This is a genomic window from Gardnerella sp. KA00390, from assembly GCF_049244075.1.
GTDB lineage: Bacteria > Actinomycetota > Actinomycetes > Actinomycetales > Bifidobacteriaceae > Bifidobacterium > Bifidobacterium vaginale.
This window is the reverse complement of sequence record NZ_CP058372.1, coordinates 161990-174019: the sequence shown is the minus strand read 5'-3', so window position 1 is coordinate 174019 and position 12030 is coordinate 161990. Positions and strand designations below refer to the sequence as shown.

General features: G+C 45.5%; 10 protein-coding genes. 1 reads left to right on the top strand and 9 read right to left on the bottom strand.

Annotation, left to right across the window (positions count from 1 at the left end; genetic code table 11):
- The first annotated feature begins 19 nt into the window (after positions 1-19).
- Positions 20-2380 (top strand): transglycosylase domain-containing protein, encoded by a 2361-nt coding sequence (locus HXT53_RS00660; protein WP_421780373.1) that lies wholly within the window; start codon positions 20-22, stop codon positions 2378-2380.
- 623 nt (positions 2381-3003) lie between these two features.
- Here HXT53_RS00660 and HXT53_RS00655 read toward each other — a convergent pair.
- From HXT53_RS00655 to thiO, 9 genes are all read right to left on the bottom strand, one after another.
- Complete coding sequence (locus HXT53_RS00655; protein ID WP_004112821.1) at positions 3004-3717, bottom strand: HAD family hydrolase; 714 nt, start codon at positions 3715-3717, stop codon at positions 3004-3006.
- Positions 3718-3846: 129 nt separating this feature from the next.
- The gene (locus HXT53_RS00650) at positions 3847-4461 is read right to left on the bottom strand and encodes a heat shock protein transcriptional repressor HspR (RefSeq protein ID WP_004112824.1); all 615 of its coding nucleotides are present in this window, start codon (positions 4459-4461) and stop codon (positions 3847-3849) included.
- A gap of 40 nt (positions 4462-4501) precedes the next feature.
- A complete protein-coding gene (locus tag HXT53_RS00645) occupies positions 4502-5554 on the bottom strand; it encodes a DnaJ C-terminal domain-containing protein (RefSeq protein WP_004118165.1) in 1053 nt (350 codons plus the stop codon).
- A 209-nt stretch (positions 5555-5763) separates the two neighbouring features.
- Positions 5764-6534 carry a nucleotide exchange factor GrpE gene (grpE, locus tag HXT53_RS00640; RefSeq protein WP_421780369.1) on the bottom strand — a complete coding sequence of 257 codons (771 nt, stop codon included), beginning with the start codon at positions 6532-6534 and terminating at the stop codon, positions 5764-5766.
- The gene (dnaK, locus tag HXT53_RS00635) at positions 6534-8435 is read right to left on the bottom strand and encodes a molecular chaperone DnaK (RefSeq protein WP_004118161.1); all 1902 of its coding nucleotides are present in this window, start codon (positions 8433-8435) and stop codon (positions 6534-6536) included. Before dnaK ends, grpE begins: the two co-directional genes overlap by 1 nt.
- 199 nt (positions 8436-8634) lie before the next feature.
- Positions 8635-9363: a HesA/MoeB/ThiF family protein gene (locus HXT53_RS00630; protein ID WP_101891998.1), complete on the bottom strand. Its 729-nt coding sequence runs from the start codon at positions 9361-9363 to the stop codon at positions 8635-8637.
- Positions 9364-9405: 42 nt separating this feature from the next.
- A complete protein-coding gene (locus tag HXT53_RS00625; protein ID WP_004112835.1) occupies positions 9406-10224 on the bottom strand; it encodes a thiazole synthase in 819 nt (272 codons plus the stop codon).
- Positions 10225-10309: 85 nt separating this feature from the next.
- Positions 10310-10516, bottom strand: coding sequence for a sulfur carrier protein ThiS (gene thiS / locus HXT53_RS00620; protein ID WP_004118156.1), 207 nt, complete (start codon positions 10514-10516; stop codon positions 10310-10312).
- Positions 10517-10586: 70 nt separating this feature from the next.
- Positions 10587-11657 carry a glycine oxidase ThiO gene (gene thiO / locus HXT53_RS00615; RefSeq protein WP_004118154.1) on the bottom strand — a complete coding sequence of 357 codons (1071 nt, stop codon included), beginning with the start codon at positions 11655-11657 and terminating at the stop codon, positions 10587-10589.
- Between the last annotated feature and the right edge of the window lie 373 nt (positions 11658-12030).

Here is a 12030-nt window from a genome sequence, read left to right as displayed (position 1 = left end):
AAGCGCTAACTTGGATTATATGGTTGCAAATAGTAATGGACAAAATTCGCACTCTTCTAATACAGGACGCACTGTAAGAAGCGCGACTTCTGCAGAGGAAAAACGACGCGCAAACGCCAGAACTGGAACAGCCAGACCAAGCGCAACAAGGCAGAGGCGTCAAAGAAGAAAACACAAAAGAATCCGCGACACGTGGCGAACAAAACATCCAATCCTATTTTGGGCATTAATCATAATTTTTACGCCAATAATCCTTGGCACACTCGTATTTGCGGTTATGTATGTGAACACCGACATTCCGCAGCCAGATAAGATTGCGATGGCAGACAAAACCAAGGTGTACTACGCAGATGGAAAAACAGAAATCGGTAGTTTTGCGGAACAAAATCGAGAAATCATAAGTTGCTCTGCGCTAAAACCATATGTTGGCAACGCGATAGTCGCAAGCGAAAACAGATCGTTCTACAAAGACGGTGGAATTGATTTTAAAGGAATTGGACGCGCAATAATTCACAACATAACTTCTAAAGGACGCTGGGGCGGGTCCACAATCACACAACAGTATGCAGAACGCTACTATCTTGGTGAAACAAAAACGTATTTAGGCAAACTTCACGAGGCGATTCTAGCTCTAAAAATCGCGCAAACACAAGATAAAAACACTGTGCTATGTAACTATATGAACACTATTTATCTTGGTCGCGGAGCGTATGGAATACAAGCGGCAGCAAAAGCGTACTTTGGTGTAGAAGCAAAAGATCTTACACTATCTCAAGCAGCAATGCTGGCTGGAATAATCCCTGCACCAAGCAGCTGGGATCCTGCAATCATGCCTAAAGAAGCGAATATGCGATTCAAGCGCGTTCTTAGGATTATGCGTGAAGACAAGTACATTACTGACGCAGAATATAAAAGCGCTAAAATGCCACAAACCATTAATCAGACTAAGCAAAACGTTTATTCAGGACCTCAAGGTTATTTGCTTCACATGGTTCGCAGCGAGCTTACTCAAAGCGGAGCTTTTACGAAGGAAGACCTTGATACTGGCGGATATCGTATTGTTACAACAATCGACAAAGCTAAGCAGGATTTAATGTTTAGTGTGGCAAGCCCTGCTATGGGTGGTCGCGGAATCGCTCCAGCTGGGTTGCAAGTAGGTGGAATGAGTGTAAATCCTAAAGACGGATCAATCATATCTGTTTATGCTGGAGATGACTATCTTTCTAAACCGCTTAATAATGCTACTCAAGCCCTTTATGAGCCTGGAAGTACCATGAAGCCATTCGCTTTAATCGGTGCTATTCAGGCTGGAACAAGTCTTAATACTCTGTTTAATGGAAATTCTAACCTAAAGTTTGAAGGCATAGATAAGCCTGTTAACAACTATGCAAACACTAATTGGGGAACAATCAACCTTTATAAAGCAACAGCAAACTCCGTGAACACGCCGTTTATGTCTTTGCAGCAAAAGCTTGGGCGTAGGGCTGTGGCTCATACTGCTGTTACGGCTGGCTTGGATCCTAAGAGGATTAATGGCGAAAATCCGTTCACAGTGTTGGGTAACGACCCTGTGCATGTTAGCGAAATTGCGCGAGCCTATTCTACGATAGCAAGTCAGGGGCGCAGGCCAGATATTCATATTGTTGCTAGCGTTAAGAATCCAGATGGTAAAGAATTTTATAGAGCTCCAACATCTGGACGACAAGTGTTTTCTCCAGCAGACATGGCTCTTACCACTAAAGCTCTGCAAGGCGTTGTGCAATATGGTACTTCTACGGAAGCTAGGGGTGTTGGCAAACCTATAGCTGGAAAGTCTGGTACCGCAAACGATGAGACTGCATGCAGCTTTGTTGGTTTTACTCCTAGTGTTGTAACCGTGTTTGCTATATGGTATCCGAATGCGCAGGGAAATCCTCAGCCTGTTCCGTCTTTCCGCGGTTATCCAGGCGGTGTTGGGTATTCTGCACATTTGTTTACAAAGTATATGCGTCACGCGCTTACTGGAATGCCTACCGAGAAGTTCCCAGAAGCTAAGGATAACGGCAAAATTGGTGGTGAAGATGGCAAGTGGGGACTTGGAGGCAATAGGCGTACTTCGGAATACGACTACTCGGATAGAGCTTCTGACGATAAAGAGCCTTATAAGGAAAATAAGGATAAAGTAGATAGGACAGAAAATAAGCCTTCAGATTCTGCAGGCGCGGCTGCTGGCGACTCTTCTCGTGCGTCCGAAGGATCTTATGGATCTGGGCTTGGTTCGGGAGAGTCTGGTCAATCTGGTCAGTCTGAACGCAATTCGTCTGGAGTATCTGGTTCTGCAGGGTCGCAATATGGATACACTGGATCAGATACTCAAGAAGGCGCTGCTGGCGGCGATTAATCTACGTGATTCTGTAATCATGTAGTGCGTTTGTACGCTTAGGACGCACGAGTGATTTTCCTATTTATCGTTGCGCGAGGGCTGGGTGTTTCTACGCTCGCACGGATTAGCCGCGCTCACTCCTTCGCCGCATGTAAAGTCCACTGGACTTTACATTTAAGCGGCTCAGCGAATCGAGGTGACTTCTCGCGCGCTATGCAGCTCGAAGTCGTCGATTCGCACAACGCTCCGCCTCTTACGTGTAGTCTGTTGTTGCGGTTGTTCCGATTTGGCTTTGATTTTGTTTTTTGGTTGAAGTTTGTTTGTAGGGTGATTCATTGGATTATTTAGTATCGGCTGCCGCTCTTATACTGTTCGACCAAGAATCACCCAGCCCTCTTACGTGCTTGAACAATTGCGTATTGCTTCATCACCGAGATTCTCGATTTTTCTTGCTCTCTCGGCGAGTCACCATCGGAGGACTGCGAATCGACTTGCATGAGCGCTTAAAGCGTAGCGCGCGAATGCAATTCGGAGCGCTGAGCTTGCTCAAAGTTGAAAGCACAGTGTGCTTTCAACGCAAGCGAAGACGTGAGCGCGCTGTAACGCGCGAACGACGACCTGCCATGTAGTGCGATTGTATGTTACTGCGCAATTCGCGCAATAATGTAGCGCTCAAGCGTTTGAGGCGTAACATCTTCGTATCCATGTATATCAGCGAATTGCGGTCCGTTACTTACGTCTAGATTCGAGTACGCTGTTTGTGCAAGAGTCGTCGCCCCCGAAGCTGCAGCCGACTTTAACCCTGCAAACGAATCCTCAATAGCGATGCAATACTTCATGTTTTGCGCACTAATACCAAGCAGTTTCCCTGCTGCTAAATATGGCTCGGAGCTTGGCTTTGTAGCATATCCATCGTCTCCGCAAATGTATCCTGCAAACGCACCTTTTGGCGCATGGTTCACAATGTTTTCAACAAGTCGCCTTGGTGAATTGCTCACTAGAATCGAAGGGATTCCTGCATCCGCTAATTTTTGCAAAAGATTCAGAACGTCTGGTACCCATGGAACCTCTATCTGCTCTTTTTGCGCTACATAGTCCACCATCGCGTTGCCGATTTCTTCAACGCCCATTTTTGTTCCGCGAGCAATCATGGCTTCAGCAACATCTTTTAAAGATCCACCAGAATACTGCCAAGCTAATTCTTCGTTCCATTCGCCACCATGTTCTTTTGCGATTTGGATTTCAGCATCATGCCAATACGGTTCCGAATCAATTAACGTGCCGTCCATATCCCAAAAGACTGCGGAAAGCTTGTGATTTGTGGTGTTTTGCGCTGCTGTTGTGTTTATTGCCATCAATACCCTTTGTTTTGTCGCTTTACGTATGCGATATTTATCAATATTTATATTTTATATTTACATTTTATATTTAAACATTTGATTAGTATTTAATAATATCTAAACTAATGTTAGACTGCTACATTGCTATATTCTGAATGCTCGCCACAAAACAACAGACTTATCGTCGTTTAAATCATCATAATCACAATTGTTGTATTGAGCATCGTTTTGCGAGTGAGAATGTTTATTATACGATGATGGCAATGCTCGCTGCTGAACACGAATGTCGCGTCGCCAATCCTTTGCGCTTTGTGACCTTTGAACTTCTACAATATTCCCATCTACAGTCGCAGTAAAAATATTTCGTTCAGCGCAATTGGCTTCTTCAATCAAATGTCTTACTTGTCTTTTAAGCTGGCGATTTTCTTCTTGCAAAGCCAAAATACGCATTATTCCAGCAAGATTTACTCCATCCTCTTGGCTTAGTTTTTGTGTTTGCACAAGCCTATCTATGTCTCTAAGAGAGTATCTTCTAGCTCCACCTTCTGTACGCTGTGGCATAATCAAGCGCAGCCTGTCGTACTGTCTTAGTGTTTGTGGATGAGTGTCGGTTAGGTTGGCTACGTGGCTTACTGTAAAAATCGGCATGTCGATTTTAAAGCCGACTTCATCTGCGCCGTCAAGAGTTGCGCTTCCACGCACTAACGCCACTGCACACATTTCGTACAATGCTTTAGTTTGGCGCTCCAACCTAACCATGACTTTTCCTTTCTACACGCACACACTAAGCGATTTGTTGCTATGCGCGCAAATCGTGCACTTCTTGCTCATATGATTCTCCGCATGCCTTGTTGAATTCTTTTGCAGCACGCTTTATCATCATGCCAGATCGCTTTGGTATTTGTATTTGTACGATTCCTACAAAGGCTCCATTTTTACCTGGCACGCCTTCGCCTTCTACACGTACTTCGCTACCGCTAGATGTTCCAGCTGGCACTTTAAACACTACTGGCTTACCATCTAGGTTTTTAAGCGTGACTTTTGCTCCGCGAACAGCCTCATCTAGTGTAAGCGGAAGATTTGCCACTAAATCACAGCCGCGTAGAGAAAAATTATCAGTTTTTTCTACCTGAACCTGTAAGTACATATCTCCAGCTTCTCCACCAAACTTCCCTGGCTTGCCCTTGGACTTTAAGCGGATTTTTTGCCCATCTTTTACTCCTGCTGGAATATGAGTTTTGAACGACTCTCCGCCCGATCGAAGCGAAACCGTAGCACCTTTGAACGCTTGTTTAAATGTTAGTTTGATTGAAGTTGTAATGTCTTCACCGCGTTCAGGCGAATTTTGTGGAGCAGATTGACCATATTGACCATACTGACCATATTGACCATATTCTGCACCGCCATTAAAGCCACTTCCTCCAAATCCTTGCGAAGATTGCGCTCCTGCACCTCCCGTGAACATGGAGAATATGTTTCCCATGTCTGGTCCAGCTCCGCTTGTGGAGAATCGCACGCGAGACCCATTTGAGCCTCCGAACATCGATGAGAATATATCGCTGAATCCACTTGCGTCGAATCCGCCTGCTCCAGAGCCTCCAGCGAATCTTGCTCCGCCCGCTCCAAATTGGCGTATCGCATCGTAACGCTGACGTGTTTGCTTATCTTTCAAAACGTCATACGCTTCGGACACGTCTTTGAATTTTTCTTCCGCTTCTTTTGTTTTGTTTAAATCAGGATGATATTTTCTAGCTAGTTTTCTGTATGCTTTTGTGATTGTGTCTTCGTCGGCATCTTTGGAGACACCGAGCACTTTGTAGAAATCTTTGGCTAACCATTCATTTTCAGCCATTTGTGCCTCCTTCTTATGTTTCGAGCACATTGGCATAACATTTATATATAAACCTTAAATACAAACCTACTCGTGTTGGTTTTGCGTTTTTAAACAGTGTTTTAAACGTTTTAAACCAGCACGAGTAAGTTTTTATGGGATTCTTCGCAAGTCGGTAACTGCGTTTTATTGCGTTACATACAAACCATACGAATGTTTCACAGCGTGTTTCACGAGCTTGCTGGCGACGCAACAACCACTCTAGCTGCGCGAATCACTCGATCTCCGATCCTGTATCCTGCTTCTACAACAACATCTACTGTGTCTTTTGTAGCATCTGGATCTGGCTTATGCAGAATCGCATCGTGCTTAGTCGGGTCAAATTCTTCGCCCTTTTCGCCGAACTTTTCAACGCCGAATTTCTCAAATGCTTTGTCTAACTTTGCAGCAACGGCTTTAAATGAATCGTCCATATCGCTATGTTCACGAATACGATCAATATCATCTAAAGCAGGTAGCAAAGCTGTTAAAACATCGATAATTCCATGTTGACGGAATCGATCTTGCTCTTTAGAAGCACGGTTGCGGAAGTTTATGAACTCTGCTCGCTCGCGTTGCAACGCTTCCAAATACTCCGCCGCCTCTTTTTTGGCTTTGCCAAGCGGTGTTAAAGAATCTTCTTCTTCGTTGCTTTGCGTGTCTGAAGAATCATTATTTTCTTGAGACTTACTAGCGTTGGCTTCATCGTCGGTTGCTGGCGACTTTTCACGTTCGGCATCTGCATTAGCGTCCGCATCTTGTGTTGGCGTATCTTGCGTCGCCGCATGCTTTGTCTCATGAGCAGCTGCGTCTTGTGCTTCGTTTTGTGATGCATTCACATGCTCATTAGACGAGGCTGCACTAGCAGAATCAGCTGGATTTGACGATTCTTCCAAATCGCCAGCATCCGAAGGCACATCTTCCAATCCGCTCAAGTAGTCGTTGGCGTTAAACTCGGACATTACTTGTTGTCCTTATCGTCCTTGTCGTCGTCCACCACTTCGGCGTCAACCACGTCGTCATCTTTTGCAGAAGATCCAGCGCCTGCATTTGCATCAGATGCAGCACCAGCAGCGCCAGCCTGTGCACCTGCAGCACCAGCAGCACCCTGCTGAGCGTAAAGCTGCTGACCAATCTTTTGAGCAGAAGTCATAAGCTCGCTCTGAGCAGACTTAATCTTCTCAATATCATCGCCCTTCAAAGCTTCCTTCAAAGCATTAACCTTTTCGGTAACTTCCTTGGAGATTTCGTCAGAAAGCTTATCCTTATTATCGTTCACAAGCTTTTCAGTCTGGTAAGCGAAAGATTCTGCCTGGTTACGAGTATCAGCTTCTTCCTTACGCTTCTTATCTTCAGCTTCGTGAGCTTCAGCTTCCTTAACCATGCGGTCAATCTCGTCCTTTGGCAAACCAGAACCGCCAGTAATCGTCATGGACTGTTCCTTGCCAGTGCCCTTATCCTTAGCGGAAACGTGCACAATGCCATTAGCATCAATGTCGAAAGTCACTTCGATTTGTGGAACGCCACGAGGAGCTGGAGCAATACCAGTCAACTCAAAAGTACCAAGAGGCTTGTTATCGCGAGCAAACTCACGTTCACCCTGATAAACCTGAATCAACACGGATGGCTGATTGTCTTCTGCAGTAGAGAACACTTCAGAGCGCTTAGTTGGAATTGCGGTATTACGCTCAATAAGCTTCGTCATAATTCCACCCTTGGTTTCAATGCCCAAGGAAAGTGGAGTTACATCAATAAGCAGAACGTCTTTTCGGTCTCCCTTAATAACGCCCGATTGCACGGCTGCACCAACAGCCACAACCTCATCTGGGTTCACGGACTGATTCGCTTCCTTACCGCCCGTAAGCTCCTTTACAAGCTCCTTGACGGCTGGCATACGAGTAGAACCACCAACAAGCACCACATGATCAATCTGGCTTACGGAGATGCCAGCATCGGAAAGCACGTTGTTAAATGGAGTACGGCAGCGACCGAGCAAGTCGGAAGTCATTTCCTCAAAGTGAGCGCGAGTCAATGTCTCATCCAAATGCACTGGAGTTCCGTCTTGAGTCATTGCCAAGTACTGCATAGAAATTGAAGCAGAAGTAGAAGAGCTAAGCTCCTTCTTTGCCTGCTCAGCAGCTTCCTTCAAACGCTGCAAAGCAATCTTATCCTTGCTCAAATCAACGCCGTACTTGTTCTTAACTTCGCCAACAAGCCAGTCGATAATCTTCTGATCCCAGTCATCGCCACCCAAGTGGTTATCGCCATTAGTTGCCTGCACCTGGATTGTAGAGAAGCCGTCGTCATCCTTACCAATCTCAAGAAGCGACACATCGAAAGTACCGCCACCCAAGTCGAACACCAAAATGCGCTCGTCTTCCTTGCCCTTTTCAAGGCCATAAGCCAAAGCTGCAGCAGTTGGTTCGTTAATAATACGCAGCACGTTCAAGCCTGCAATCTTACCTGCATCCTTAGTTGCCTGACGCTGAGCATCGTTGAAGTATGCTGGGCATGTAATAACGGCATCGGTTACTGGCTCACCAAGGTAGGCCTCAGCATCGCGCTTCAACTTCATTAAAACCTGTGCGGAAATCTCTTGTGGAGTCCACTTCTTGCCGTCGATTTCAACAGACCAATCCGTACCCATATGGCGCTTTACAGAGCTAATCGTGCGATCAACGTTTGTAACTGCCTGACGCTTAGCGACTTCACCAACCAAGATTTCGCCCGACTTGCTGAATGCCACCACGGATGGCGTTGTACGCGCACCTTCTGCGTTAACAATAACTGTTGGACTGCCGCCTTCAAGCGTTGCAATGCAGGAGTTCGTTGTTCCTAAATCAATACCTACTGCGCGTCCCATAATATCTCCTAGCTATCTTTATCTATGTACCTTTAATCTATGTACTTAAATTCTTGGCAGCCAGCCTTGCGACTAACCGCTTTTTCTTTTTACAAAACTTGAGTCTAACACACTCAAGTTATTAAAGTCAAGCATTTTCGCGCGCGTTTCGCAAAAACTTAACACTCCCACACTCAACTTTTGTAACTTTTCGCAAAGTTCACGCAAATCTAAAATGTCGAAGCGAGTTATCAATGGCGTTATATCGCGCCAAAACCCCAATAAGCGGCTTTCCTATACCAGTTATAATCTTGATTGCTTCAGTTGCCATCATTGCGCCAACAATAGCTGCAGTCGCGCCCAATACAGCCGATTTTGGTACTTTTTCTTTAGGCGGAGGGCAAGCATACAAGTCACGCAAATTAGGCCCTTTTCCTGGCACAAAAACGCTTACTTGACCTTCATAATAAAGAACTGAGCCATAAACTTCTGGCGCGCCAGCGCTCCAAGCAGCATCCGCAATCAAAAAGCGTGTAGCAAAATTATCACAACCATCAATTATTAAGTCGTGATTTTCTACAAGTTGTTTTGCGTTGTCTTCATTAAATCTATTTACAAGGTTGATTTTTAAACCTGGAGATAATGCCTGCAAGCGCTTAGCTGCAAGTTGAGCTTTCGACTTGCCACACTGATCCACAGTGTATAAAGTCTGCCTTTGCAAATTAGAAAGCTCTACAACATCGTCGTCACAAATCGTGATTTCACCAACTCCTGCAGCAGCAAGCGAAAGCAAGCACGGCGAACCAAGTCCACCTGCCCCAACCATGCAGATTTTCGCATCGCGAAGTAATTGCTGATGTTCATGCGTAAAGCCCGGCAGGAGCAAGTGGCGGCAAGTGCGTTCCGCCTCAAGCTCCTGCAGGTTGTCATAAATCTTATTAATCGTCATACTGAATATGCTGAATCAATTACAGTACAAAATTTACAGAATTTACAGTACTGCGTCAGCCCAAGCGCGACCTTCAACAGGCGAAGACGCGAGCGCATGCTCACGCTTAGGAATACGGCCAGCATCGTGAGCAAGCTTACCAGCAGTTACAGCAGCAGCCATTGCACGACCCATCTTTACAGGATCTGGGCAGCGAGTTACAGCGCTTGCAAGAAGCACGCCCGAGCAACCGATTTCGAAAGCTTTAACAACATCTGAAGCGGTGCCAACGCCAGCATCCAAAATCACAGGAACGCCAGATTCTTTGCTTTCTTGAACAATCAGCTCAATGTTTCGAGGATTCAAAATACCAAGTCCAGTTCCAATTGGAGCACCCCCTGGCATAACAGCCTTCACACCAAGCGACACAAGGCGACGAGCCACAATCGGATCGTCATTAGTGTAGCAGAGCACGCTAAATCCTTCTTCAACTAGCTTTTCTGCAGCAAGCAAAACTTCGCGAGTGTCTGGGAGCAAAGTATCGTCGTCTGCAATCACTTCGAGCTTAATCCAATCAGTTCCAAGTGATTCACGAGCCATTTTTGCTGTAAGAACAGCATCATGAGCAGTTTTGCAACCAGCAGTATTTGGCAAAACGTTAATGTTATGGCGCTGCAACATACCGTAAATATCAACTCCAGTTTTTGCGTGACGACGCAAAGCAACAGTTGCTACTTCCGCGCCTGAAGCAACAAGTGACTTTTCCATAATGTCAATGCTTGTCATTCCACCCGTGCCAAGCAAAAGCCTTGAGTGCAAGGTCTTACCGCAAAGCTGCCAAGTATCGACATTTTCTTCATTATTTTCTATATTTTCTGTCATTTTAAGCCTTTTATATAAATTTTTTGAAACTATACTCAAATTATTTGAAATCAACCGCTATTGTGGATCAGTCGCCTATTGAGGGTCATCCGCCCTGAACCGCGCTGAGAATTTCGATCTTATCCCCATCGCAGATGATGGTTGATTCCCATTGGGCGCGCTTAAGCACATCGTCGCCAATGGCGACCGCAATGCCAAAACCAGAGTCAGATCCGTAGAGTTGTGCAACAAGTTGGGCAATAGTCAAGTTATCCTTCACTTGAGTGGTTTCACCATTGACGACGATTTGCATAATTCAACCTTTATTAACGTCTATTAAAACTTGCGTCACTAGAAACTTGCGTAACTAGGAACTTTCTTCACTAGAAGCGAGCAGGATTGCAGCTCTCCAAGAAGCCCTTTTCCTTCTCAGTCAACTCTTGCTCAAGCACAAGCTTTGTAGTCAAAGAAGAACCCAAAGCTGTGAGCAAAATGCCGTGACGGAAGTAACCAGTAGAAATTGTGGTGTGCGTCTTAGGATCAATGCCAATGAATGGTAAATCGTCTGGAGTTCCTGGGCGACCACCAGCGGTAACCTCAGTAATCGAGCATTCCTGAATGCCAGGAAGTACGCTTGCAGCATCACGAAGCAAGTCGAGCACACCGCCAACCTTTGGAATATCGCGGTCGTCTTCGCGAGAAGTAGCGCCGAGCACAAGCTCGCCTGTTTCCTTAGCGCGAGGCACCAAATACACTGGGCGGTCATGCACAAATCCACGAACCACAGAGCTCAAAATTGGGCGCAAAGGCTCTGGAATAGTCATACGAATCATATCGCCCCACACAGCGCGAAGTTTAAGCTGAGGAAGCATTTCCTTAGCACCCAAACCAGATGCCAAAACCGTGTCTGGACCTAAATCGTCTGGAGTGCTTGCGCGACGCTCAATAACAACACCACGCTTTTCAAGTGCATCAATCATTGCTGCAGTAAACTGACGAGGATTAATCTGATGATCATCCGGAACGCTTACAGCGCCTGCAATCGTCGGCGAAAGCGCAGGCTCAATTTCACGAAGCTTACTCACAGAAATATGCTCAGCTCTACGGCCGTAACGATGCTGCAAGTTTAGCAACTCGTTTACGTGCTCGTTATCTGCAGCGTCGCCACCGATTACGTAAGAGCCGCACTCTAAGTAGCCAGTTGGCTTATCGGTGTATTTTGCAACCGAATCAACCAATTCCTTATACATAGTTGCAGACTCAAACATGAGTGGATACAAGGCATCCTGCTGATATTGCATTTCTGCGGTAGGAGCTAACATGCCGGCAGCATGATGAGAAGCGCCAGAGACTGGATCTGGATCAATTATGCTAACTTTTACGCCAGCTTCTGTAAGTCTCCAAGCTGTTGCTAGACCAATGATACCTGCACCAATAATACGAATATTTCGCATAATACTCCTTCCCTACGGCGGCATTACCCGCATCAGGTTTACGGTCGGCTTTCGCCCTCTCAGCCTGTATAGAACAAGCTCCCGTGTTTCGTCTATTTTGGCTAATTTTAAACCTTTTAGACGGTTTTTAGATTATTTTTTAGACTATTTTCTCTTTTTGACTTTTGCAATCACAACTACTGGCGATTATTCGCGATAGTGCAATCCTGCAAACGTCCCCATGCGGGTGATTTGCAATTTTGCTTTGCATAAGTCACAGTTATGGATTTTAACACTTTTGTGAAAAATTACTAAATCAATTGGTATGTTCTTCGAAATGTTATTTTTCGTTTTCTTCTTTACAACACCAAACAAAATGTGGAAAAGAAGCAAA